The organism is Allocoleopsis franciscana PCC 7113, from assembly GCF_000317515.1.
Taxonomy (GTDB): Bacteria; Cyanobacteriota; Cyanobacteriia; order Cyanobacteriales; family Coleofasciculaceae; genus Allocoleopsis; species Allocoleopsis franciscana.
On sequence record NC_019738.1, the window covers coordinates 5,827,515 to 5,854,201 of the forward strand.

19 protein-coding genes are annotated in these 26,687 nt (G+C 45.9%); 4 read left to right on the forward strand and 15 right to left on the reverse strand.

Translation table 11 applies throughout. The features are described from left to right. Positions 1–336 precede the first annotated feature (336 nt). Complete coding sequence (gene sbcC / locus MIC7113_RS23925) at positions 337–3,357, reverse strand: exonuclease subunit SbcC (protein WP_015184778.1); 3,021 nt, start codon at positions 3,355–3,357, stop codon at positions 337–339. Between the two features lie 507 nt (positions 3,358–3,864). Here sbcC and MIC7113_RS23930 point away from each other — a divergent pair. From MIC7113_RS23930 to MIC7113_RS33785, 3 genes are all read left to right on the forward strand, one after another. Further along, complete coding sequence (locus MIC7113_RS23930) at positions 3,865–4,446, forward strand: general stress protein (RefSeq protein WP_015184780.1); 582 nt, start codon at positions 3,865–3,867, stop codon at positions 4,444–4,446. A 173-nt stretch (positions 4,447–4,619) separates the two neighbouring features. Continuing rightward, positions 4,620–5,243: a hypothetical protein gene (locus MIC7113_RS23935; protein WP_015184781.1), complete on the forward strand. Its 624-nt coding sequence runs from the start codon at positions 4,620–4,622 to the stop codon at positions 5,241–5,243. Positions 5,244–5,576: 333 nt separating this feature from the next. Continuing rightward, on the forward strand, positions 5,577–7,706 hold the full coding sequence (locus MIC7113_RS33785; protein ID WP_015184782.1) for a caspase family protein: 2,130 nt from the start codon (positions 5,577–5,579) through the stop codon (positions 7,704–7,706). Here MIC7113_RS33785 and MIC7113_RS36825 read toward each other — a convergent pair. From MIC7113_RS36825 to MIC7113_RS23945, 3 genes are all read right to left on the reverse strand, one after another. Continuing rightward, positions 7,703–7,873, reverse strand: coding sequence for a hypothetical protein (locus tag MIC7113_RS36825; protein WP_155898087.1), 171 nt, complete (start codon positions 7,871–7,873; stop codon positions 7,703–7,705). The genes MIC7113_RS33785 and MIC7113_RS36825 overlap by 4 nt on opposite strands. A gap of 140 nt (positions 7,874–8,013) precedes the next feature. Further along, the gene (locus MIC7113_RS38755) at positions 8,014–8,136 is read right to left on the reverse strand and encodes a hypothetical protein (protein WP_256374771.1); all 123 of its coding nucleotides are present in this window, start codon (positions 8,134–8,136) and stop codon (positions 8,014–8,016) included. A 294-nt stretch (positions 8,137–8,430) separates the two neighbouring features. Then, positions 8,431–9,243 carry a hypothetical protein gene (locus MIC7113_RS23945; protein WP_015184784.1) on the reverse strand — a complete coding sequence of 271 codons (813 nt, stop codon included), beginning with the start codon at positions 9,241–9,243 and terminating at the stop codon, positions 8,431–8,433. A 318-nt stretch (positions 9,244–9,561) separates the two neighbouring features. Here MIC7113_RS23945 and argZ point away from each other — a divergent pair, with 318 nt between their 5' ends. Continuing rightward, positions 9,562–11,670, forward strand: a complete 2,109-nt coding sequence (argZ, locus tag MIC7113_RS23950; RefSeq protein ID WP_015184785.1) for a bifunctional arginine dihydrolase/ornithine cyclodeaminase — start codon at positions 9,562–9,564, stop codon at positions 11,668–11,670. Between the two features lie 42 nt (positions 11,671–11,712). Here argZ and MIC7113_RS23955 read toward each other — a convergent pair whose 3' ends face one another. The 11 genes from MIC7113_RS23955 to clpB form a co-directional block, all read right to left on the reverse strand. After that, complete coding sequence (locus MIC7113_RS23955; RefSeq protein ID WP_015184786.1) at positions 11,713–12,615, reverse strand: peptidoglycan-binding domain-containing protein; 903 nt, start codon at positions 12,613–12,615, stop codon at positions 11,713–11,715. Between the two features lie 618 nt (positions 12,616–13,233). Continuing rightward, positions 13,234–14,424: a helix-turn-helix domain-containing protein gene (locus tag MIC7113_RS23960; RefSeq protein ID WP_015184787.1), complete on the reverse strand. Its 1,191-nt coding sequence runs from the start codon at positions 14,422–14,424 to the stop codon at positions 13,234–13,236. Between the two features lie 348 nt (positions 14,425–14,772). After that, the gene (locus MIC7113_RS23965) at positions 14,773–15,738 is read right to left on the reverse strand and encodes an S-layer homology domain-containing protein (RefSeq protein ID WP_015184788.1); all 966 of its coding nucleotides are present in this window, start codon (positions 15,736–15,738) and stop codon (positions 14,773–14,775) included. Between the two features lie 61 nt (positions 15,739–15,799). Then, complete coding sequence (locus tag MIC7113_RS23970) at positions 15,800–17,551, reverse strand: N-acetylmuramoyl-L-alanine amidase (RefSeq protein WP_015184789.1); 1,752 nt, start codon at positions 17,549–17,551, stop codon at positions 15,800–15,802. Positions 17,552–17,639: 88 nt separating this feature from the next. Then, positions 17,640–18,185 carry a pyridoxamine 5'-phosphate oxidase family protein gene (locus tag MIC7113_RS23975; protein WP_015184790.1) on the reverse strand — a complete coding sequence of 182 codons (546 nt, stop codon included), beginning with the start codon at positions 18,183–18,185 and terminating at the stop codon, positions 17,640–17,642. 412 nt (positions 18,186–18,597) lie between these two features. After that, positions 18,598–19,563: a glycosyltransferase gene (locus MIC7113_RS23980; RefSeq protein WP_015184791.1), complete on the reverse strand. Its 966-nt coding sequence runs from the start codon at positions 19,561–19,563 to the stop codon at positions 18,598–18,600. 14 nt (positions 19,564–19,577) lie between these two features. Further along, a complete protein-coding gene (locus tag MIC7113_RS23985; RefSeq protein ID WP_015184792.1) occupies positions 19,578–20,570 on the reverse strand; it encodes a glycosyltransferase in 993 nt (330 codons plus the stop codon). A 2-nt stretch (positions 20,571–20,572) separates the two neighbouring features. Beyond that, entirely contained in the window at positions 20,573–21,559 is a 987-nt protein-coding gene (locus MIC7113_RS23990; protein ID WP_015184793.1) for a glycosyltransferase, read from the reverse strand. A 36-nt stretch (positions 21,560–21,595) separates the two neighbouring features. Further along, the gene (locus tag MIC7113_RS23995) at positions 21,596–22,585 is read right to left on the reverse strand and encodes a glycosyltransferase (RefSeq protein WP_015184794.1); all 990 of its coding nucleotides are present in this window, start codon (positions 22,583–22,585) and stop codon (positions 21,596–21,598) included. Positions 22,586–22,602: 17 nt separating this feature from the next. Continuing rightward, the gene (locus MIC7113_RS24000) at positions 22,603–23,736 is read right to left on the reverse strand and encodes a polysaccharide pyruvyl transferase family protein (RefSeq protein ID WP_015184795.1); all 1,134 of its coding nucleotides are present in this window, start codon (positions 23,734–23,736) and stop codon (positions 22,603–22,605) included. 132 nt (positions 23,737–23,868) lie between these two features. Further along, positions 23,869–26,529, reverse strand: a complete 2,661-nt coding sequence (gene clpB / locus MIC7113_RS24005) for an ATP-dependent chaperone ClpB (protein ID WP_015184796.1) — start codon at positions 26,527–26,529, stop codon at positions 23,869–23,871. Positions 26,530–26,687 lie beyond the last annotated feature (158 nt).

Here is a 26,687-nt window from a genome sequence, read left to right on the forward strand (position 1 = left end):
AGTCGTAGGTACCCTGATCTGTTAGCCCAACTCTGGCAAGTTATTACTCAACCCAGCTCTTACTGTAGCGAAAATAAGGCAATATCTTAGCTACTCTTTATTTTATTGAACAGCTTTGAAGCTGCTGCACCCCTTGTTGGGCTATATAAATACCATAAAGGTTGTTTAACTAGCAAATACACCGTAAAGATACGGAACGTATATGTATTACAAAGAAAGACAAAATTACCGTAATTTTACGGACTCCTGTACTACATTAAATCACAGCAAGCGTCAAAAAGCTTGCTCCCTGGCTCCCCGGCTCCCCCACTCCCGCCCGAAGAGTAGGGAAGTCTGTCATATCGACAGACTTAATTGAGAACCTTGCTCACTTTTACGCACTTCAATTCTGGTCTGGAACGCCTCTTTAAACTGAGGCATGTGCGTGACCGTCAAAATACAAGAAAAATCAGACGAGATCGCATTGATCGCCGCAATCAAGCGATCGCATCCTTCTGCATCCTGTGTCCCAAACCCCTCATCCACAATTAACATTTGTAACGAGGTTCCCGCCCGTTGCGCCAACAGTCGCGCTAAGGCAAGGCGAATGGAAAAATTAATCCGAAACGCCTCGCCACCAGAGTAAGTTTCATAAGGTCGGGTACCATTCGCATCAGCAATCAGAATATCGAGAGTATCAATTAGTTTCGTGGTTTTCTTCGATGCCCTACGTCCTGCTCGTTGCGTGACAAATTGGATATGTAATTGATTGCCCGTCAGTCGTGCCAAAATATGATTGGCTTGTGCCTCCAGTTGAGGCAAAATATTCTCGATCATCAGGGCTTGGATACCATTTTTCCCAAAGGCGATCGCTAATTCCTGATGAACGCGATATTGCCGTTGCAGCTCTTGACATTGTTTGTGTTCTTCCTCATATTGCGTTTGCAGTGATTCCAATTGAGTTAATTGCTGTTGTAAACGCCCCTGCCCAGAAAGGTGTTCATCGAGTTGTCGTCGCCGTTGTTGCATCCCTAACTCTAAAGCTTGAAGTTCTGGAGTGGCGTCGGGATACTGTTCAATTTGCTTGACAATACTTTCAATTTGTGCAGTTATCCCCTCTTGCTCAGTACGCCGTGCTTGCCGTGTCTGCATCAGCGCTTGCAAACGTTGGCAGACTTGGGGATATTGTTGTTGAGCGGACACGACTTCCTGATAACGCAGTTGCCAGGATTGAGCTTGACGCACAGAAGCTCGAAGGGCGTTGTGTTCAGCTAAGTTATAGCCGATTTGTGCCATGTGTTCTTCGAGGGCATCGAGTTGCTGTTTGAGTTCAGAAGTCGTTTGCAACTCGTGCAGTGAACCTTGGAGGGCATCAAGTTGAGCTTGGAGTTGTGGCTTCTTGTCCTCAATTTGACGCCGACGTTTGAGTGCGTCTTCCAGCTTGGCTTGCTTAATTTCTGCCCAGCGCCAACGATCCACTTCGCTACGTGCTAAGGCGTGGGTTTGTTCACTGTAGTTGAGTTGCTGTAACTGAACTTCGATTTGTTGTAATTGTGCCTGTAAATCTACCGCATAAGCACCCGCATGAAGCGATCGCTCCAGTTGTTCCTTTTCCTCGGAAAGTTCATACAGCCGATCGTAAACTTCGTCTGTCGCTTCCAATCGGGCTTCCAATTGTCCTCGTTGTTCCAGTAACTTCTCGTAAGGAGACAGTTCTTGGGAGAGTTGGGCGTACTCATGTCTGAGAACCTGTAATTCTCGTTCACAGACGGTTAGCTGTTCTCGCACCAGCCAGAATTGCTCTTGAACGCCCTGATGTTCGGTAGCGGTTTTCTGAATCACATGATGAGAGTGGGCTTCATCCAGAGGGCGATCACACAAAGGGCAAACCGCATTCTGCACTTGCAGCATCTCCATTTTTTGCGTAAGTTCTGCCAACTGCTTCTCATAACGCCGTTGGTTTTCCTGTAAGCGTTCTTGAAAGTGGCGACGTTCGAGTCCTTTTTCCTGCACTCGCTGTTGATAAACACGCTTTTTTTCTAGCTGTCCAATTTCTGCACCCACTTGTAGCACGGTTTGTCGCAACTCTGGGGTGACAGCAATTTGAGCATTGAGCTGTTTTTCAGAAGAATACAGTTCTTCTAATCTGGCGCTGAGTCGGGCTTGGGCACGATCCAGTTCAGTTTGTAGTGAGGTATGGCGTTGCAGTAGGGGAGAGACTTCCAGTTGCAAATGATCCAACTCAACCAAGCGCTTACGAGCGAGGTGCAGTTGCTCTAAAGCAGCGGATACTTCCCCGGAACGCGAGAGTGCGTCCTGAATTTCTTGTTCTTGAGGACGTAGGGCTGCGAGTTGCGCTTGTGTGTCGCGGATTTTTAAATTCAGTTCATTAATTTGTTGCGTTAACTGTTGTTGTAGTTGCTGTTTTTGCTGTTGGGCTTCTTGGTAAGCTTGAAATTTGGCTGTGAAAATTTCTTCTTGTTGTTGCAGGTTGATGTATTGGGAATAACCGGATTTGATTGCCTCTTCTTGACTTAGAAGGGTGGCAAGTTGGCGTTGTTGCGCTTCGGTGGCGGCGATGTCTTGAGTGAGGCGATCGCAATCCTGACTCAAATTCTGCTCTTGTTGCCGGACAAAGGTCAACTGTTGTTGCCAGGTACTGCGTTGGTGTACAACGGCTTGCAGTTGTTGTAGTTGTTTTTGGTCTATTTCTTGGGCTTGTTGCAGTTGTTGGAGAGTTGTTTTGAGCCGAGTTTGTTGTTCGAGTATCTCGTCTCGTTGCTCCAACTGCTGCTTGATTGTCTGCAAACTTTGCTCTAGCTGTTCCGCTTGACCTTTAAACTGTCGGGATAAATCTTTAGCCTGCTCCGCCAATGTTTCATACTGATCGAGTTTCAGTAAGTCAGCTAGAATTTGTTTGCGCTCACTCGGACGCCTGAGCATGAATTCATCGGCTCGACCTTGACGCAAATAAGCCGAATTAATAAATGTGTCGTAATCCAGCTTTAGATGATACAGAATTAGCTGCTGAGTGGCTCGGACGCCTTTTTCGGTTAATGAACGAAAGCCCCCTGCTGTTTCAATTTGAAATTCGAGAGAACTACTTTGTCCCCGGTGGCGAGTCCGAATAATACGATGGGTTTGCTGGTTGTTTTGAAAAATGAAATCGACCCGGACATCTTTCGCGCCGGCGTGGATGATATCATCTTCGGATTCAGCGCGGCTTTGCCCCCAAATCACCCAAGTAATTGCTTCGAGGAGGGAAGATTTACCCGCGCCATTCGGCCCGCAGATACAAGCTGTATGCAGACCGCGAAAGTCTAGGATGGCATCGCGGTAACTGAGAAAGTTTTTTAGGGTTAGTTGTAGCGGAATCATTCAGGCTTTAATGCCTCACACTTTGTCATGAGAAATGATGAGTACATCTGCACTTTGCCTAGTTTATCTACGTCAGAATCAGGTTTCTAGCCCTTGTGTCTTTAAGTTTACAATTATTAATAATTAAATGAGGGTATTACTGACTAGGGGATAGAATTCGCCCATAGAAAAACAAACTCCTCCGCCGGAGTTTATCCGAGGACGGACTTGAAGAAAGCAGCTTAATTAATATCGATCATGGGTAGCGGCTCTTAATGCCAGTGTCCTTCCCTTCATTGATAAACTGATAAACCGGATACTGTCTCAACCGCGAACCCCATGAGCGGATTGAGTAAGCTAAGCGTCGCAAAGGCGAAATTCACCCCTCTAATGGCACAAACTCGGTTACCGCTACAGAGTGATGAATTTTTAGAACTCAATGAACAAAATAAAGCGGTAGCTAAGAGCACAAAAAATTGACTCTGCTTGATTGCAGGCTCATATATGCTTAACCAGAAGGAGGAAAGCATGGCTGTAGGACGAATCCAACGCGCTGTCGGCATTTTTTCTAACCGCCGCGATGCAGAACACGCGCTCACTGAACTGAGAGACGCCGGCTTTGACATGAATAAAGTATCTGTCATTGTCAAAAACGCAGACCCCAATGACCAGATTGGTGGTGCGGGTGTGAGCGATGGCAAAGAAGATCAAGTTGAAGGTGGAACTAAAGCCGGTGCAACGGCTGGTGCCGTAACGGGAGGTTTAATTGGTTTAGTCGGCGGCTTGAGTTTGTTGGCTATTCCTGGAGTCGGTCCTGTTGCAGAAGCGGGTATGCTTCTGGCTAACACCCTGTTAGGGGGTGCCATTGGTGCTGCGGGTGGTGCACTGGTTGGAGCACTCATTGGTTGGGGAGTTCCGGAAGATAAAGCTAAATATTATGACCAGCGAGTCTCTCAAGGGGATTATCTGATTATTGTCGAGAGTACCGCCGAGGACATCCTGAGAGCTGAAGCGATTCTAGAGAATCGAGGGGTTATGGATTGGGGTATCTATGATGCTGATTCACCCACAACAATGGGTCCGGGTGCGGGTCGAACGGGTGTGCTTTAGTATCGGTTAAGAATTGATGCCAATCCTACTGGGTAGCCTGTTGCTTAGAGAGAAAGTGGCAGGCTTTTTGTTGGTAAAGATTAAATCAAAAATAATACAACTGTACTGTCGAAAGTTCCCGTTGTAAAATCACGACACGGGCATACAAAATCATCGAAAAAATACCGACAGTCATGGCAAAAGCTACAGTACAGTATACGACGAAGGATTTAAGAGAACTGGGCTTGTTTGTTGAAGTTCAAGGGCGAACCGACAATGATAAAACTCGACAAAAAGCCCTCGAAGAAATTCAACGCCGTATGGATGACCCAGAGGATGATACCTTGAATCGAGAAAGCTTTGCCGATGGGTTGAGTACTGAGGATTTAATTATGGTGGAGCCACCCCCCACTGACCCCTCACAGGAGAATGAACCAGAGGTGATTCAGGCTGTTAAAGCGATCGCCACTTTAGCCGGTTTAAGGGGTTCCTTGGAAGAGGCTCATAAAGGCGCAGCCGAATTACGGCCTGTGATTGAGGCATTATTTTCTCCAGAACCGCTGACACCAGAACAGATGCAGCAGGCAATGGATAAAAACTTTTCCAAAACTTTAATTAAGTTTGCCGAAGCCAGAGCCGCTCATGATAAATTTCTGCCTACCGCCGAGCAAGCGTGGGAACTCTTAGAACCGATGCTGCCGAAAGGCTCTAAAAACAGTGAGTCTGAGATGAATGAGTCGGAGACTGAAGCCACGTCCCCAGAATCCAAGGTACCGCCCAAGGATGCTAAAAATGGCAAAAAGACAGCAACGTCGTAACTTTTGTTAAGAGTAGATTATGCAAAACTCCGTCCTGCTACAGGAGGACGGAGTCTTCATGCATTTGTCTATAACTTCATAAATCTCATCTTCCATACCCAGTTATCACGCATCGTGATTCCCCGATGGAAAGCTATGGGTGGATGCTTACCTTTTCAACAGGATATAACAGAGAGACAAGGGAAATACCTGAATAGTGCAATCAGCGTAATACACTCTCGCTCACTTTCCAGGGGCTAAGACAGTCGGTGCATCCTAACATTCAGTTGACAAGGGTCTTGAATGATCCAGACTTGGACGCACAGGAATTCATAGCAACGTAGGAAATTAACAATGGCAAAGGTAGCACTCCTGATTGGGGTCAGCGAGTATGGGTCTGGATTGCACCCACTCCCTGACGCGGTGAAAGATGTCGAGGCAGTGCAGCAAGTTTTGCAGTCTTTCAAGATGGGCAGTTTTGACGAGGTGAAATACTTGTCAAATCCTAACCCCCCCGTGATGCGAGAGGCGATTGAAACATTGTTTTCAGACCGTACTCCCGATGACTTAGTGCTGCTATTTTTTTCCGGTCATATTGTTTGGGATGAGAGCGGTAAAGTTTACTTTGCAACAGCCATCACTCCCAAAAGTCCTAGAGCGGAACTGATTAGAGTCAGTGCTATTCCCATCAATTTTGTGCATGACTTAATCAGCCACAGCCCTTGTCAACACCATATTGTCATCTTAGATTGTTGTTTGAATTTGGTATCTGCCCCAGAAATAGCAACCCATGAGGAGCAGACGCTAGAGATCAAATCTTTATTGGATGCTAAAAGACAATCCACTCTTGCCTGTTTCACTCCGATTCAGGAGTCCTTGGAAGCGAGAGACTATCCCCACTCTATCTATACCCGTTACTTAGTAGAGGGAATCAAAACAGGAGCCGCAGATCTCAATCAGGAAGGCTGGATTTCACTGAGTGAGTTACATGAGTACGCTACTCAAAGAACTCAAATCGCAGCTCCTGCCCTGAAACCAGAGTTTTATTCGGCTGAGGGTGGAGATAAGATTGTACTGTTCAAAGCACCCCTTGATGACCCGAACCTCAAATACCGCAAAGCCGTGCATAGTTGGGTGAATGAGGGAAAAATTTCTCCTGCCGGTCGCTCTAGCTTGGATAAACTGGCTGGGAGTTTAGGTATTCACTCTCAAGAGTTTAGCGCGATCGAAGCGGAAGTCCTCAAACCTTATGACGAGTACCAGGAAAAGTTGCAGCTATATAAGCGGGAGTTGGCGAAAGTGATTAGCTATGACTACCCGTTGGCAACTCCAGAGCGCAAACAGTTAAGGATTATTCAACAGTGTTTAGGGCTTAGAGAGCAAGATGTCGCGCCGATTGAAGAGCAAATGACTTTGAGGCTAGCCCGTCTCCACGAATCTGAAGATGAGGCGGAGAAGTTCACTCCCACTCATAGTGATAGTCAGCCAGTGATTGTATCTTCGGGACAGAAGACAGTGCTGCAACACTCCACTCGCCTCCTAGCAGAAGAACCCTCTCCCTCAACGCCGGAACCTGAGGATGAGGCGGAGAAGTTTACTCCAACTCATAGCGATAGTCAGCCAGTGGTTGCATCTTCAGGACAGAAAACGGTGCTGCAACAGTTCACTCGCCTGCTGCCGGAAGAACCCACTCCCTCAACGCCGGAATCTGAAGATGAGGCGGAGAAGTTCGCTCCAGCTCATAGTGACAACCAGCCAACCGTTGCATCTTCGGGACAGAAAACGGTGCTGCAACACTCCACTCGCCTCCTAGCAGAAGAACCCACTCCCCCAACACCGGAATCTGAGGATGAGGCGGAGAAGTTCACTCCAACTCCTAGTGATAGTCAGCCAGGGGTTGCATCTGCAACACAGAAGACAGTGCTGCAACAATCCACTCGTCTGCTGCCGGAAGAACCCACTCCCCAAACTCCTGCCGGAAACTTATCATCAAATTCCGCCGAGTCAAGCACTAACTCTGCTTCCGCTTCTGCTTTTCCTTATAAAGTCCTGATCCCCCTTGGAATTGGAGGAGTTTTAGTCGCTGTCGCTTTAGCCGTTGGGATCTCTAGCCGCAATCCAGTAACACCTCCTGCTAATTTGGCAGATCAAGCCTCCTCATCAGCTAGCTCTTCCTCTCCGTCATCTGCGGCGGTCAAACATTCTAACCAGGAGACGAGTTCGACGGCTTCCCCATCGCCAAAAAGCCAAAATTGCATGATATTTGTAAATGGCAATCTCCGCTCTGAGCCGATTGCACTTGAGAGTGAAGTGATTGAATCCTTCAAGGGTGCGCTCCCAGTGACGGGCAAGCGGACTGATAAGGGCTGGATACAAGTGAAACTGTCCAGTGGTAAATTAGCTTGGGCGCACCCAGGCATTATATCCAGTGCCAGCGAGAGAGAAATGGAAACTTGCCTAACTCTAAAGAGGAATAGTAATTAATCTTCCTTTTGGCTATTCGAGTAACCCGCTTCAACTGGAGACTCAAACTGGCGTCGCACCCTTTCCAGACGCTCAGTAATCGTATCGATTCTTTGCTTGACGGTCGTAGGGTCAATGCTCAACCAAATCGTTGGGTTACCTTTATTTGCTTTGCGTCTACTATTCACATCAATGTTATGTCAACTTCTTGTTTCAATTCTTACTGGCACCAAGCTCTACAACTTCTTTCTTAGGATAGATGAGGAAATATCCTTTATAATCTCTTAAGATTCAGGGGATTGACTAATCTTACTAAAGAGATATATCTCTAGGTAGGGTTTGCCCAAGTTGGGCGATCGCTCATTACCTCTTGGAGTTGATTAATCGGATCAGCTTGCTGTACCCAAAGGGGTGAAATGTATCTGCTATTACAAAGGATGGATACATTCATCTAACACTTTAGGGAGTTTGGTGCAGGCATACAAACTTGTCAAAATTTTGGGGATAAGTTAAGTATGAAAATTGCCTCACTGCCATGCCAGAATATCCGACAGATAAAATGCAGGTTGCGAACAAGCAACATTACGGAGACACTGCACAGCTTATTGCTGACATGAATGAGCTAATTGCTAGAATCAAGCAACTGAGAATTTGTATAGCTTTGTATTTAGTCTCAAATGATGTAGAAAACCGGAAGTTTCCCTAAAGGGAAACTTCCGTTAAATCTATGTTTTGACGGCGATCTTTAGCTGCCAGGAGTACAACCCGGAAGCGACTCCGGAGGAATTTTCGACCCAGAATTGGCAAGACCTTGTAATTGAGTTCGGTAAGCCACTAAGTCACTACGAACCTCGGCACTCGGTGCGATCGCAACCATTTGGTCAATGACTTTCAGCGCTTGAGGCCAGTTTTGACCACAAACAGCTTTTTTCAACTCCCCATTGAGTTTATCCATAGTGGGTTTCTGGGGTGTAGGTTTTGTGGCACCGGTTGAACGATTAATGGGTTGAAACGACTTGAAAAATCCTTGAATACTTTTGGTTAAACTGCTTTCCTTATCTGTTATTACTAGGGCGATATACAAACGTTTATTGTCTAAGAAAAGTCGGCCTCTACCAATAACCCCTTGCTCAAATTGCAGTCGAATTTCCTTACCCGGTAAATTTCCGACACGAATATTTTGTTGTTTTACTAGCCGTCCTCCAGAACCCTGGGCAAAACCTGTTGCGACCGCCGTTAAGTACTGGTTTTGATTGCGAGAATTCAACGGGATATTTTGGGGAAAATCTAAATAACCGACCACATAACCAGCCTCATTTTCTCGAATCACAGTAAATGTGTTGGTCGGAAAAGTACCGAGTTTCGTTTGAGTCGTTCTTTGCTCTTGAATGGGTGTCCCAGGCATCAAGACTCGAAATCCGCCTTCTTGGGAAGAGAATGGCTTCCAGATGGATTGAGCGATGAGCAGAGTTTGCTTAGCTTGAACACGTTGAATAGATGGATGACCAGTTAATAAAAAAGTTAATAAAGAACATGAAATAAGAAACGTTTTATTCACCAATCTTCACTCCCTGAATAGAATAATAACCAAGCCCAGGAAAAACCTCCCTGGACTCTAACATCGGTGTATACACAAGCCTTAGCGCCGACTCCACAGATTTTGATTTTGTGTCATTCCTTAAAAATTGTTCAGAATCAGCCTGCTAATTTCTCCTAGAACGGTAAAATAGACATTTGGTATTTCTCCTAGCCAGCCGCCCACTCCTGGAGAGAACGATAAGGAGTGGCTCTTGCAGTGGCTATATTGCCTTTTGCGTTCGCTTGTAGAAAGGGGATTTCTCGCCTTTTCAGCATCCACCTCAGCTTAAAACCCATTATGACTGATTCGATTCGCTTCCTCATGTGCTCCCCTCAACACTACGACGTGGATTATGTGATTAATCCATGGATGGAGGGCAATATTCACAAGTCTTCGCGCGATCGCGCCGTGGAACAGTGGCAAAAGCTGCACTACGCGCTCAAAGACCGGGCACTCGTCGATCTGGTTGAACCTCAACCCGGTTGGCCGGATATGGTATTTACAGCCAATGCCGGTTTAGTTTTGGGTAAGACTGTCGTCCTCAGCCGCTTCCTCCACAAAGAGCGTCAGGGTGAGGAACCTTACTTCAAACAGTGGTTTGAAAGCCAAGGTTACACCGTCCATGAACTCCCAAAAGACCTCCCCTTTGAAGGGGCGGGGGATGCGTTACTCGACCGAGAAGGACGCTGGTTATGGGCGGGTTATGGTTTCCGTTCGGAACTCGACTCTCACCCCTACCTAGCTAAATGGCTTGACATCGAAGTGGTATCGCTGCGGTTAGCCGATGAGCGGTTCTATCACCTCGATACCTGCTTCTGTCCCCTCACGGGTGGCTATTTACTCTACTACCCACCCGCCTTCGATGCCTACTCCAACCGCTTGATTGAAATGCGGGTGGCACCGGAAAAACGGATTGCACTGGATGAGCCAGATGCGGTGAACTTCGCCTGTAATGCGGTGAATATCGACCAAGTGGTGGTGATGAATAAAGCCAGTGAGGACTTGAAAAAGCGTCTTACTGCTGTTGGGTTTGAAGTGGTTGAAACACCCCTCACCGAATTCTTGAAAGCCGGTGGTGCGGCGAAGTGCCTGACGCTGCGAGTCACTGAACCCGTTCGCGCCGAAATCCATGCCAATACCGCGGTGGAAAGCCGCGTCGTGCGGATGGAGGGACACTTACTCGATTCTGGCCTGATCAGCAGGGCGCTCGATTTGGTGGTGGAAAATGGGGGCAGTTTCCAAGTTCTCAATTTCAACCTGGGAGAACAGCGGCAAAGTACCTCCAGTGCGGAGGTAAAGGTATCGGCTCCTTCCCATGATTTGATGGAAGAGATGATGACCCTGCTGATCGATTTGGGTGCGGTGGCTCCGCCCCAAGAGGTATGTGATAGCAATCTGGAACCTGTGATTCAAGATGGTGTGGCTCCGGATGACTTTTATGTCACGACGATCTATCCAACTGAAGTGCGGGTTAATTGTGAGTGGATTAAGGTACACAATCAGCGCATGGATGGTGCGATCGCCATTACCCATACCCCCGATGGCCCAGTGGCTCACTGCAAACTGTTGCGGGACTTAAAAGTGGGTGAACATGTGATTGTCGGGGTGGAAGGGATTCGCACGGTACGCAAGACGGAATCTCGCGAACAGCGCAACACCCAGGAATTTAGCTTTATGGCATCCGGTGTTTCCAGCGAACGTCGGGTGGAATTGGTTGTGGAGCAAATTGCTTGGGAATTGCGTCAACTGCGCGATCGCGGCGGTAAAGTTGTGGTAACAGCCGGGCCGGTGGTGATTCATACCGGTGGCAGTCAGCACCTAGCGCGTCTGATTCGGGAAGGTTATGTGCAGGCGCTTCTGGGAGGAAATGCGATCGCGGTTCACGACATTGAGCAATCCTTGATGGGAACCTCTCTCGGCGTGGATATGAAACGCGGCGTTCCAGTTCGGGGCGGACATCGGCACCATCTGAAAGTGATTAACCTAATCCGTCGCTATGGCAATATTGCCGCCGCCGTAGAACATGGGGTATTGACAAAAGGCGTGATGTATGAATGTGTGCGTAACAATGTGCCCTTTGTTCTTGCCGGTTCGATCCGCGATGATGGCCCCCTGCCGGATACCGAGATGGATTTAATTAAAGCTCAAACCGAGTATGCCAAGCAGTTGGAAGGGGCGGACATGATTTTGATGCTCTCCAGTATGCTCCACTCGATTGGGGTGGGGAATATGACACCTGCGGGGGTGAAGATGGTGTGCGTGGATATTAACCCATCTGTAGTGACGAAATTAAGCGATCGCGGTTCTGTGGAATCCGTCGGCGTTGTCACAGATGTTGGTTTATTCCTCAGCTTGTTGGTACAGCAACTGGATAAATTGACGAGTCCTTATCAAGCGATGGTGTAGAGGTTAATGGACATTAAGCCCGCTACGAAGCGGGCTTTGTTCTTATTTGTCTAACTCATTGCCTGGAATAATGGTCGTCAGAAAAAGATATTCCTTATTCATTTGGTAACGCTTATCCTGCTTAATTAGCTTCATGAATTCCCGATGACCATCGCGAGTTCGTCCCACCAGACAGCCAGCGCTAGCAAAACTAATATTGTTACGGGGTAAGTCAAACCCCCAGTGCTGGTTAACATCAAATAAGCCAGTTTCGGTCTTATCTCCTGTGCGTTTTAGGTCTTTATTAAAATCTCTATGTACCGTAATTGGAGCGACTTGAGCAAGAGCTTCATGGGGATCTGAGCCACCGCCGTAATGAATACCCACTTTCCAAGATTTATATTGCCCAAATGCAATCCGGGCGGCACCTTTGCCTTTGTTAATCGGATTGTAAGTATAGTGAAAACCGGGTTCAGTTGTGGCTTCCCAGTTGCCGACTATTTTCGGTTTTCCATTGACAATTTCAATTACGAATCGACGGTCGTTAAAGTAGTTAGGCTGATCGGAATTCGGGGTACCATCGGCGTCCATTCCCTCCACATAAACGATGTTGTACTCTCCAGCTCCTAGAGAAAATTGGTAGCCCTTTTGCTGCATGTACTTAATGATGCGGCTAGGTAAGTCATTGTCGAGTTTAAGAGCAGGCTTCGGCAAGTCGTCGGGTTTGGTCGAAACCAAGGCTTTAGCCGTCTTTGGCCCTACGAATTGGTCTTCTTCGCACTTCATGATTTTTTGAAATTCTTTGAGTGCGGCAGCAGAAATGGGACCGAACTTGCCGTCCGATGGAGGATTGAGGAGTTTCAGCCAAATTAAAACATCTTGAATGTGTTTCGCTAATTCTTGATCGGCTGCGATCGCGTCAATACTGTATTCAAGCTTTTTGTTAGAGAATTCATAAAGGTTCATGACTTGTGAACTCAGGGAGAATTAGGTTAGTAGAAGTAATTTTTTCTCTTCAAAATTCCTGATGACATTTCAGGGCTTTTTGCAAAAATGATGAAAGACTGTAAATATACTCTTGACAAAAGAGATAACAGTCTCTCAAGATTTTGGCTCCCATCAGGAATCTTTAGAAAATTTCTTCCCTAAGATAGAGGACGGAACTCAGACAATAATCGATTTGTACACAAAAGTTCTTTATCGGTTTTGTTCAACCGATGGAAATCCCTGTACCCAAACTGACATCTGTTTTGAAAGGCAGAAGGCAGAAGGCAGAAGGCAGAAGGTAAAAGTGAAGAAGAATGACTTTCATTGTTTGCTGTGAGCAACAGTTCATGGAGAGTCTTGCACTTTTGTCAGTAAGCTATATAACCCGCCAAGAAATTAATTTTTTGACTTATAGCTCAAGTCCATTGAAATGGACTGAAATTTAAATCCTGTCCTATGAAGACGAATGCGAGCTATGAGACAGTGGTTTTAACCACTGGTGGTTGTTGCAATGTTGCAACTCATGCAAGGTCTCAGCAAACCGAAATCACTGAGCCGCAAAAATATCCCCTCCCGACTCTCCTGCTGCTCTTCCGGTCAAGCCGCTTGCTTGGATAAAGTCGAGCTGAAGATAATGTGATGCTTAGAGTCCAACATAATCTTTCCTTGTTGCTGTAACTTGCTGAGTTCTCGCGTAATCGTCACTCTAGTCGTGCAACAAGCATCCGCCAGGTCTTGATGCGTAAGGCGAACACTCAAACGAGTGCCTTGTCCCACTGTTTGACCAAATTCCTGCTTCAACCACAGCAAGAAATAGTACAGTCGGTCTTTGACATGTCGCTTTCCAGCAATGGCTAAAAGGTATTCTGCCTGCCGGATGCGTTTACTAATTTGAGGTAAAAGAGCCTGCGTTAGAGCCGGGGAAGCGGCAATTTCTTCGAGGGAAACGGAAACTAACTGAACATTCTCTGAGAGGGCGGTTGCTTGGTAGGTCGGTAACGCCGTCATACCAGAACCAAAAGGTATGGAGGGTCCTGCCAACCCCACAACAACCTCATCGCCAGTTTCGCTCATTGTGCTGAGCTTCACCAAACCGTGGCGAACCAGGCAAATCATCTGAGGTTCTAGGGGAATTACTTCTCCTTTGGCATAAACATGTTTTGCACGATGATCCTGGTGGAGTTCGTCGTCATGATTTAAAAGTGTCAATTGAGTCTGATGGCGCTTGGTAATGTTGCGTACTATCCAGCGCAAGGAGATGAGCTTACCTTCAACGTCGCGGACAGGAGTGACAATCACAGCCGCGTCAAAAGCCTGTTGATTACGGGGCTGCATCCGTACTGTGCATTCGTGTACCCGATGGCACTCTAGCAGTTGGGTGAGTTGGCAACGAAACGCTGGACGTTCTGGCAGGGGGATGAAACTGACCAGCAGTTTGTTGGGCAAGAATTCTTGTTCCACGTTGAACAGGTTCGCGGCGGCACGGTTGGCTTCTTGTATTTTCCCTTGTGGGTCACTCACAATATAAGCATCCAGCATGAACTCAAACAAGTCTTGATATCGCTGGCGTTCTGCTTCCGCTTGTACTCGTGCTATTGCCAATTCCTCAGTCTGCTCTAATAGTTTCGCTGTGGCTACCTCTAGTGTTTCTGAAGCCATGCCGAGTTCCTTGAAGGCAACGGGCAGCAATGCATCAGCTTGGGGATCTATCGCGATCGCGTCCTGGTATAACTCAGTTAAACGTTGTTGGAGTGAGCGTACCTGCCGCGCAAAAATTTCTACGTTCATGTTAGAGTGGCAATACTCCTAGAGATAGATTTAAATTTGATATAAAAAATAGACTCAAAGCTAATCAGCACAAAAGCTATGAGAATGAAGAAAGAAGCGCCATTCTCATAGAAATAAATCGCGAGGGAAGATGATCCAACTCGCCGATGAGTCTAGCTTAAATAGTAAAAAACTTCATCGATAAGGTCAGTACGTTTTCGTACAAAAACAACTCAAGAAAAATCATCCGCCTTGCGGATGGATAGGGGGTTAACGTCCTCACTCAAGCTCCAGGGTTAGCGTCACGCTAAGGCTAACATCCACATCCCTATGGGGGGGATAGTTGAATTAGAATCTAACCATTTGCGCCTACCGATTTGCTAACTTTTCTCCATTTTTTGACATCGCTAAGGCTTGATAAACCATCGTAGCCATTTCAGCACGAGTCGCCGGTTTATTCGGTACAAGTATTTTATCCTTAGGGTAGCCAGCAACTAGACCCGCTTCTTTAGCTGCTGCTACTTTAGCCCGCGCATAATTCAGAACTTGGTCGCTATCTTGAAAAGCTTGTAACGTCTTGACAGGTACTGATGGGGTTTTAAGCTTCAATGCGGTAGCAAGAGCTACCAAAACTTCCGCACGAGTAACCGGTTGATCGGGGCGAAAATCTTGAGCCGGATATCCTTTTAAAAGACCTGTTTGGGCAACTTCTTTAATTGCATCCTCAGCCCAGTAATCAGCCGGTAAGTCCTTAAAATTTATGGCACTTTGTCCATTTTCTTGGTTAAATATTTTTTGTAGCAGGGTCGCAAATTCTCCCCGTGTCGCAAATTTATTGGGTCGAAAACTGCCATCCGGTAAGCCTGCAATGATCTGACGCTGATTAAGGAATTTAATAGAACGACTTGCCCAAGAGTTATCGGGGACATCGGAAAATTCCACAACAGATGTTGGGGTAGGAGCAGCAGGTTTTGGTTTTGACAGAGCAATATCTAAAGCAGACGCTTTTGATGTTTCTTCCTCAGTCGATTCAGGTTTAGGTAGCTGTTGGCTTAAACGGCTACGGCTTAGATCCGCTGATGGTGACGGACTTAATGACAGGGGAGACGATTCAGGAGCAGTAGTCGTTGGTTTGGATATCGCTAACCCTTCTGGCGCAGACTTGGGTTGTGGTGAAGGTGGTGAAGCTCCTAATTTTTTCAGGCTGAATGGGTCATTTTGTTTATGCGCTGCCCAAGCATATAACAAACCATTGATCGCCGTAAAAGCCACAAAAACTGTAATGCAATTATCTAACTTTAGAGGAGGTGGATCAGGAGGAGAAAACTTAGACATAGAGTGTTAACATACTATATTCTCTCCAGATTAACCGCTCCACTCTCCCAACGTCTGTAACTCATTTTTGAGAGAAAAACCATTCAGTTATACCATCCGCGATCGCACTGGCTAATTTGGGTTGTTCTTTGGGATTTGTGACCCATTCAAATTCCACTGGATTACTCATAAATCCCAATTCCAAAAGTACAGAGGGAGTTGTTGCCGGACGAGTAAGTGCCAGGTTATTCCAAAACACTCCATAAGAAGGACGCTCCAGTTTCTTGACTAGGTAGTTGTGCAAAAATACGGCAAGGCTGTGAGCTTGGGTGTTGTACCAAAAGGTGCCGATTCCCTGAGTATTCTCAGCGTCACCGTTGTCGGGTAGGGAATTGTAATGCACGGAAATTGCGATCGCAGGTTGGAGTTTGTCAATCATCGCCACCCGATCTTGTAGAGAAACATCCTTATCCTCTTCCCTCGTCATGTATACCGTCGCTCCCCGTGCCACAAGCTCTTGTTGTAATAGTTTAGAAACGGCGAGGTTAACTGCTTTTTCCGGATAGCGGGTTGGCCCAAGAGCACCGCTTTCAGCACCACCATGTCCGGGATCAAGGAGAATTTTGACTCCAGTTAATGGTTTTTGACCGGAAGAAACTTTAGGCGGGTGACGTAGTGTTAATACTAGGGTTGTTCCTTCGTATCTCAGGCTGTAACCCCATTGTTGGGCGGATTTGAGGTTAAAGGTATATTCCACCTGTCCGGGTGCCGTTTGTTGCCAGTCGAGGCGAGAAATGAGGGGGTCATCATCAAGGCGAATGATGTCGGTTTGGGCTGTCGTGTTGTATAAATTGAGGGTCAAGGTGCTACTGCCTTGCTGTACACTCACAGGGACTGGCGCTTGTAAGGGGAAGTAAACGTCTGTTGCACCATCACCTTGACGAGCACGGATACTGCGAATGATTGAGCGCACAGGGACAGCACCCGGAATAATCCGCACTTCTGAGGCTTTGATCCAAGCGCCATAATCCAGTCTTACCCATTCTCCTTCTCGTCCGGTAACGGTTGCCCTCGTCCCTTTAGGCAGAGGTGTGAGGCGAGAATGATCGGTACTTGGGCCAGTTCGGGCAACACCTGCATCAGCAATGACTTCTGCAACTTCTAGTTTGGCTGGAGATAGGATGGAAATTTTTCCTGAACCGGTTTGGGATATGGTTTGACCGTTGAGGGTTAACTGGAATTGGGGTGTACCCAACTCAGCCGGTGCCTCCGCTGTGGCACAACCCTGATATTTTCCTACCCCCCCACTTGTGGGAGTGGGTTGATTCGCTTGAGTTAATGCGGCTGAATTGGGGGGAAGTTCAACAGCTTGGGATTGAGGCAGTAAAGGGATGGTTTGATTGGCTAGCTTAACGGACACAGTGGCATTAGGGGGTGCGGCTGCGCCAAAACAAATCAACTCTCCCGGAACTGTAGAAATATCCACGGCTGGCGTGAGGGAATCTTTGGCAAATCCTAAGCCGGTGGGTAGAGTGGGTTGTGTCGATGTCCGGGTGACGTTGATTTGGACTTGCTGGTTTTGATGGCGTAATGTAAATTGGTTCTCCCCCAGTTGTAAGGGGAAACTGGGAGCAAAATGCCCTGCCGAACTCCGTGCGATCGCTTTACCATTGACTAACACCTCTCCTGATGGGGGTGCTGTGCCAATGAAGAAAATGCGATCGGCTGTTGTTTTATGGTTAGGTGGGGGATAGACCACCGACAGGGGTTGTTCTGCCCAAACGGGAGATGCAATTACAGTTCCTAGCAGAGCCAATCCCAAAACGTATCTCATGCTCAAGTCCAGTTATTTTTCTATTCCTCAGCTTTCTTAGCGTATTGGGAAGCTAGGATTTGGTAAAGCCCCCTCATCTTGCTTTTTCTCAATCGTCCAACAGTTGAGTGGGTAAACCATCAATACTTTTCAGATTTTTAGCTTGCCAATAGTCTTTAATCCCTTGTTCGCCTTTTTTCGTTGCCCAATCGATAATCATTTTACGTTCTTCTTTCAATTCATAAATGGGCACGCCATAACCACAAGATGTTTGTACCGATTCCACAGCAATCATAATAATTTGGCGCTTTCCTGGTAAAGACTCAAATAAGGGGGAGACGGTTTGCCATTCCTGATCTCTCGGATGAATGACCCTCCCTTGACCATAAAGGCGTAAAATCATAGGCTGCTCAGAAAAGCTACAAAACATAATCGTGATTCGACCATTTTCAATTAAGTGAGCAGCGGTTTCATTCCCACTACCGGTTAAGTCGAGATAAGCAACTGTTTGACTATCAATGCAGCGGAATGTATCGATTCCTTTGGGAGATAAGTTAATCCGACCTTGTTCAGGTGCGGTTGCGGTAAAAAAGATTTTTTGGTCTTTGATAAACTCTTGTAATGACGGATGAATCTCTGTGTAAAATTTAGCCATTAATAAACCTCAAATAAAAACCAACTTACTGGGGAGCATCCCAAATGTGTAAACTGCCACTCAGACTAGAAGTCTGGGGCTATACAAACGAAGTTCGCCAGCGCGGACTAATCTTTAGCCTGCGGAGGCAGGCTTGGTTTGTGTAGCTGCGATTTCTAATCGCCTGGTATTTTTGCTTGCATTGGGATGCTCCCACTTACTGTCAAATCTAGAGGGGATTTGTTATCGTTCAGATAGAGATTAATTAGAGTTGAGTTAAGAAGGTGAACATGAACTAAAACGGGGTGGATTCCAAAGATGAGTACAGAAAAGTATAATCTCTAAGCTGTACATTTTGTGATGGGCAACGGGAACGCGATCGCAACAGAAGCTAGGGTTATGTTTAGGCTTTTTAGTCTTTAATTTAAGTAACCTAAGATGGCGAGCGAGAGCTAGAGCGCTTTTTGAACACCTCTAATAAAGCTTGGGCTTGTTGGGATGGGAGTAGAATAGCTGCTGCAATTTTAACCAGTACGATTAATATAATTTTTACGCGCCGCAGCATCAAAGAGTCATATCGAATTGCTTGCCAAAGGAAGCGAACCGCAGCTAAGCCTTTTTTTCGTTCTAAATTCCCTTCAATCGCTTTAAACATTAGGTATTTGTAACGGCTACCCAGAGCTTCTCGCTTCAGAGGCTGTAGAGACTCAGGAGCTTGGGCGAAATGCCGTTCAATGACTTTCAAGCTCCCTGCCTCCATCTTCCATACATTAAATGAGGCTGAGTCAGGAGATATTCGGTATAAAATCTGCGGTGAAGGAACGGCTACATATTCATAACGAGCTGCCAATCTTAACCATAAATCCCAATCTTCAGCAAAGGCTAACGATTCATCGAATGTCCCGACTTCTTCTAAAGCTTGTCTGCGAATTAATGGATTAGAACCACTTTCCACAAAATCCCTCAACAATAGCTTTTCGTAAGCATTTCCATTAACTGTAATATGACCCCCAGCGCGTAAAAATTGACCCGACTCATCAATCCAATCGCTCCAACTATAAGCCACAGCCGCTTGGGGATTTTGCTGCAAAGCTTTTAACTGTGCTTCTAGTTTATCCGGCGTCCACAAATCATCAGCATCCAAAAAGGAGATAAATTCTCCCTTCGCTTCCGCTAATCCACGATTACGACTTGCAGAAACACCAGAGTTGGGAAATGAGAATACTCTAATACGAGCATCTTGTATCTCGTTAACCACGGCTAAAGTTGAGTCTTGAGAACCATCATTAATTACAATTAGTTCAAAGTCAGTGAAGGTTTGGTTTAAAACAGAATCCATCGTACTTTTAATTGTTTTTTCTCCATTGTAAACAGGAACAATAACTGATATTAATACCATTGTCTTGATATAAACTATCCTTGAGCAGTATTTAATTTCATATATCCTAAGAGAGTTTTGGTATTTGATAGAGTTTTAAATTTATTGATAACAGCCTGAGCTAATTTAGGTGTTAGGAGAGTGATTGCCGCAATCCTAAACAGTACCTTCCAGATGACTTTTGCTCTCAGTAAAGAGGGGTCGTTTTTGATTGCATTGCAAAGAAACCGAATAGCTGCTATTCCTTTGCTACGCTCTGGGTAACCTTCAATTGCCTTAAATGTTAGGTACTTGTAACGATTACCGAGGCATTGCGGCTTCAAATACTGTAAAGATTGAGGCGCAACAGCAAATGCTTTATTAATAACTTGTAAGCTGGATGCCTCCATTTTCCACACATTAAATGAGGCAGAATTAGGAGAAATTCGGTATAAAATTTGTGGCGATTGCACGGCAACAAACTCATAACGAATAGCTAACCGCAGCCATAAATCCCAATCTTCAGCAGGCGTTACCGAGGGATCGAAACCGCCAACCTCAGTTAATGCATCTCGCCGAATTAAAACATTAGAACCATTAGCTACAAAATCATTCAATAAAAGTTTGGCAAAAACCTCTCCCTGTTCGGTATTGTAGCTACCTTTACCTAATAACTGGCTCGATTCATCAATCCAATCCGTCCAACTATAAGCCACACCTGCTTTAGGATTGGCTTGCAAAGCGTTCAACTGTGCTTCTAGCTTATCGGGTGTCCATAAGTCATCGGCATCAATAAAGGAGATATAGTCACCTTTTGCTAACTCGATTCCCCTGTTGCGACTCGTAGATTGACCAGCATTGGGGTAGGAAAATATCTGAATGCGGGAGTCTGAGATGCACTCAACAATCTCTAATGTTCTATCTTGTGAACCATCATTAATAACCAGTAATTCAAAATCGGTAATCGTTTGATTCAAAACAGATTCAATGGTTTCTTGAATGGTTTTTTCACCATTAAAAACAGGAATAACAACAGAAACTAAAGGCATATTTAAAAAGGTTCTAGTTGCATGAGAGACAGTATCGTATGGAAATTATGGAGTTGCTTTGTTCTGTGTGCTACTCTATAGGCGTATCGATGGGTCAGTAGCAGTACAAGCACACTCGTTAACAGCATTTTCCAGGTTATTTTCCTCCGCAGCAGTGAGGAGTCATTTATAACAGCATTCCAGAGAAACCTGAGCGCAATTAAGGCACGCGATCGCGTTGGGAAGCGTTCAAAACACCTGTAAGCAAGAAATCGGTATAAATTGGCAAGGCTGTGGCTTTTTAGGTGCTGTAGCGAGTCAGGAGCACGCTCAAAGGAAAGATCAATGACTCGCTTACAAGCGGATGCCATCCTTAGCAGATTCGCCGAGGCAGAAGTAGGGGATTGTCGATATAAAATATGTGGGTAGGGTACGGCGACAAAATGATAGCGTGCTGCCAATCGTATCCATAGTTCCCAATCTTCGGCGGGGGGAAGCGACTCATCAAAAGTACCCACTTCTTCTAAAGCTTGCCGACGAACTAAAGGGTTAGAACCATTGTCTAAAAAATCGCATAACAAGAGCTTGGCATAAACATCCCCACTAGTAGTACTTTGACTCGCTTCCCTTAAAAAATATCCATTCTCATCAATACATTGACTCCAACTGTAAGCGACTACTGCTTCAGGATTGTCTTGGAGTGCTTTGAGTTGAGCCTCTAACTTGTCAGGCTTCCATAAATCGTCAGCATCTAAGAAAGCGAGAAATTCACCAGTACTGTGAGAAATTCCTCGATTGCGGCTAGCGGCTTGCTTGGCATTGGGGTAGGAAAATACCTGCAAACGAGGGTCTTTGATACTATTGACAATCTCTAATGTTTTATCTTGCGACCCATCATTAATGACAATAATTTCAAAATCCTGAAATGTTTGGTTTAAGACAGAGTCGATCGTTTCTTGAATGGTCTTTTCAGCATTGTAAGCCGGAATAATCACTGAGATCAGTGGCATATTAGCTCCAGTTAGCAGATTAGGTGTTGGTTTTGGTTAAGGAATATCAGTTTTGAAGTACCTCAGCAAATCCTTGTGGATATGGGGAAGAGGAGGAGATTGCCAAATAATTTCTTCAGCTTTTTTAGGGGGATACAAAATCCACAAAGCTACTTTATGCATCACTTTTCGCATGGCAGGTAGTTTCAAAAATTCCTCATCATTCATAATTAGTTTTCCGATAAATTTAGCCGCTAGTAAGCCTCGTTTTCGAGTTGTTGGGCCATCTAAAACTTTAAAACTTAGATATCTGTAAAGGTTAGCCCAGGTATATTTTTTCAAGTACTGTAAGGATGGAGGAGCATCTTTGTAAGCTCGCTTTAAAACTTTCACACAAGCGGCTTCTTGTCTCGCCACATCACCAGACATTGACTTGGCAGATAATCGATATAAGATTTGAGGAGAAGGCACAGCCACAAAGGGATAGCGAGCCGCCAGCCGCAAAAAGATGTCCCAATCTTCAGCCGCAGGTAGTGATTCATCAAAGCCACCGACTTCGATTAAAGCCTGCCGACGAATCAGTGCGTTAGAGCCATTTTCCAAAAAATCAATCACTAAAAGCTTCCGTAAAACATCGCCGCTAGCCGTTAAATAGCCACCTCGGCGTAAAAAATTACTGGATTCATCAATATAATCAGTCCAGCTATAAGCAACAGCCGCTTGGGGATTTTCTTGAAGTGCTTTTAACTGAGCTTCTAGTTTATCAGGCGTCCACAGGTCATCACCATCTATAAAAGAAATATATTCACCGATAGCATGAGACGTTCCTCGATTGCGACTTGCCGCTAAACCAGCATTGGGGTAGGAAAAGACTTGCAATCGGTGGTCTTTGATGCTAGAAACAACCTCCAATGTTTTATCTGTAGAACCATCATTAATGATAATTAGCTCAAACTCTTGAAAGGTTTGATTTAAAACAGAATTAATGGTTTCTTGAATTGTCTTTTCGCCATTATAAACGGGGATAACTACAGAGACAGTTACCATAGTAGATATTCTCTCAGTTATGAGTTGGATGGCTCTGCGAATCGAGAGAGCAGTTCTTCGACGGATTCTTTGACTTGTGAAGGTTCTTTGATAAATTTACAATAAGGAATTTGATACGTCCAAGTCTCATAAAATGATTCATTTTTATAGTAAGAATTGGGCAGTAATATATTAGGAATCCCCAGTAAAGTAGAGAGAATATGACCGTGTAATCGGTTGCTAATGACTAAACGACTCTGAAGCAATTGATAGACCCCAGTGTGCATCAAACTCCAAGAGAAGCGGAGAAGGAATTGATCGGGAAGGGAATCGAGTTTACGAGCATAGGGATGAAATCGTTCCCATTTTTGCCGGGGAAGCCATTGTTTAGGGTGAGCTAACCCTCGTTGCCAACCTTCCCGAACGAGTAAAACCATGCCGGGAAGACGCCAATACCATTCCTTCAGCTCTCCAAACTGTCCTCTTCCTCGGTAAATCCATTGTTTTGGTGATTCATCCCACTCTTGAACGACTAAATTCGGCATTCCCAAAGCACTCGGTGAGAAAGTTTTCTCTAATTCGGTATCATCTCTACAGAGATAAAGAATCGGACGTTTAGAGTTAAATTTATAAGCAGGCATCGGTATATTAACCATACCAAATACCATATCTGGTGCTTTAATAACCTGACAGTTAGAAAAATGTTTCAACGCTAGTTCATAACTATAATCATCCCGCGTAAACAAAGTTAAATTGGGATGAGCATTAAAGATAGCCGCCGCTCGATTTAAATTTTCATCATTCGTAAAATAGATACATTGCGGCATAATAATAATCGGGCGATCGCGATATTGGGAAATGATGCGTTCGCGAAAGAGTTGATGGTGAGGCCAAAGGTCGCCCAAGTTCCCGCCACCTTGTAAAATGAGCGGCGCTTCTTTACTCAGCCGTTGTTCTAACCGTTGCTCCGAGAAATCATAAATGCTGGCAATATAGTTTATTTTGGCTTTGATGACATCCGTGATGTAAAAAATTGTAGCCAAACCAATCAGATGATCTCCAATATTGAAATAGTCTGGATAATCCAGTAAGGCACACTCCTCTAAGCTTCCAATTTTTTCTAAAGCGGTATGGAGACTATCCCTGATTTTTTCTAGCGTTGAAAGATCCATAAGAGCATCTTGCCTAAAATGATTCTGGCCACAATAGTATGCAGTGGATGCATCTGTGATTGATGCATCTAATACTATCTAACTTGCTCAACAGATATCTGAATCACTCTTGAAAATCTAGCTCAAGCCTTATCAGCCAGGAGTTTGGACTGCTGATAAGCTTAGTAGTACCTTTTTATTAAAGGTGAGGCTGTTATCGACACAATCAATGATAATCGTGTCTCCCTCAACAAAGGTATTCTCAAGGATTTTTGTCGCGATCGCATTTTCCAATTCCCGCTGAATCGCCCGTTTAAGTGGACGCGCCCCGTATACCGGATCGTAACCGACTTCAACGATGTAATCTTGAGCTGTTGACGAAAGTTCAAGCTTAATTTTTTGGTCAGCTAATAGACGCTCAATCCGTTTGAGCTGAATCCTGACAATCTGGCTGAGTTCGCTGCGATTCAAGGTGTGGAAGATGATGATGTCGTCAACACGGTTGACAAATTCGGGACGGAAGTGTTTGCGTAAGGCAACAGTCACCCGCTTGCGCATCTCTTCATACTGCGAATCATCCCCAGCCACATTTAAAATATGGTCACTGCCAATATTGCTGGTCATCACGATGATCGTATTGGAAAAATCCACCGTTCTCCCTTGAGAGTCGGTAATGCGTCCATCATCGAGGACTTGTAGCAAAATGTTGAACACATCTGGGTGTGCCTTTTCCACCTCATCCAACAGCACCACCGAGTAAGGACGGCGGCGAATCGCTTCCGAGAGTTGACCGCCTTCTTCATAGCCCACATATCCCGGAGGCGCACCCACTAGCCGCGAGACGGCGTGTTTTTCCATATACTCGGACATGTCGATTCTGACTAAGGCATCCTGGCTGTCAAACAGGAATTGGGCGATCGCTCTTGCCAATTCCGTCTTACCCACACCGGTTGGCCCCAGGAACAAGAAGGAACCGATGGGGCGTCCGGGGTCTTTCATACCCGCCCTCGCCCGACGAATCGCTGCCGCCACGGAAGTCACCGCTTCAGTTTGCCCAATGACCCGTTGATGTAAATGCCCTTCTAGCTGTAATAGCTTTTGGCGTTCCGTCTCTAGCAAGCGGTTAACTGGAATCCCCGTCCAATTCGCCACAATTTCGGCAATATCCGCCTCGGTGACTTGTTCACGGGATAAGGCACGCCCCTCCGCTTGGAGCTCTAAGAGCATCCCTTCTTTGCTATCGCGATCGCGCTGTAATGTTTCTAACTTGCCATATTTAAGTTGAGCTGCCTTATTCAAGTCGTAAGCACGTTCAGCCTGCTCAATTTGTACCCGAATTTGGTCTTCTTCTTTCTTCAGGTTATTGATTTCTTCGCGAAGTTTCTTCTCCTCTTCCCACCGTCCTTCCAGCGTGGCGTGTTTTTCCTCCAGAGTGAGAATTTCTTGTTCAATGCGTTCGAGGCGCTCTCGCGAAGCACGGTAGGCGTTACTGGTGGTGGGCAGATTCTGTTGATTTTCTGTATCTAGAGACAGTTTTTCCATCTTGAGCTGCATCAGCCGTCGCTCAATGGTCTCTAATTCCACCGGTTTGGAGGTCATCTCCATTTTCAGCTTGGCGGCGGCTTCATCGACTAAGTCAATGGCTTTATCGGGCAGGAATCGATCGGTAATATAGCGATCAGAAAGAGTAGCCGCTGCCACTAGCGCCGAGTCCGTAATAATCACATTGTGGTGGACTTCGTAGCGTTCCTTCAGCCCCCGCAAAATCGAAATCGTATTCTCTACGGTGGGTTGACTGACATAGACTTGTTGAAAGCGACGTTCCAGTGCCGCGTCTTTTTCAATGTGCTTGCGGTACTCATCCAGAGTAGTGGCTCCAATACAGCGCAGTTCCCCCCGCGCCAGCATGGGTTTGAGCAAGTTTCCTGCATCCATTGCCCCTTGGGTTGCTCCCGCACCGACGACGGTGTGCAATTCATCGATAAAGAGGACAATTTGACCATCGGAGTGGGTCACTTCCCGAAGGACAGCTTTGAGTCGGTCTTCAAATTCTCCTCGATATTTGGCACCGGCAATCAGACTGCCCATATCTAAGGAAATGAGTTGGCGGTTTTTCAGGGATTCCGGAACATCCCCATTAACAATACGCTGGGCCAGGGCTTCTGCGATCGCGGTTTTCCCAACTCCAGGCTCTCCAATCAGAACTGGGTTATTCTTAGAGCGACGAGAAAGCACCTGAATCACGCGACGAATTTCTTCATCCCGTCCAATCACTGGGTCAAGTTTCCCGCTACGAGCTTGCTCTGTTAAATCCCGCCCGTACTTCTCTAGGGCGTTGTAGCGATTTTCAGGATTTTGGTCAGTAACCTTTTGACTCCCCCGTGTGGCTTTGGCTGCGGCTTCTAGCTTTGGGGTATCCACATTATGGGTTTTGAGCAACCGCCGTCCGACGCGGTCATCTTCTGCTAAGGCTAAAAGCAAATGTTCTACAGCAATGTATTCATCTTGAAAATTGGTGCGGAACCCCTCAGCCTTATCCAGCATGATATCCAAGCCGCGACCGAGGTAGAGTTGGTCAACAGTACCCACTTTCGGTTGGCGGTTGGCGAAGGCTTCCAGTTGTTGCTTAAACCGAGCCACATCAACTGTAACCTTGGTAAGAATTAGATTCGCCAGCCCCTCTTGTTCCAGCAGGGCAATCGCCACATGCTCCACCTCTAGCGTTTGGTTCTTGAAGAGTTTGGCAACGTCTTGAGATTGTGCGATCGCTTTCCAGGCTGTCTCCGTAAACTTGTTCGGGTCTGTGGGCTGCATTTCCTAATAATGAATTCCAATTAAAAACTATCTCCCCAGTCGCAGTATAACAATCTCCTCTACTCAACTCGGTATCCATTAAGCGGGAAATATGGATGGGGAAGGATGAGCGAGGATTAGGTCAAGACTTACCTATTCTCTGGCTTAATACATCATGT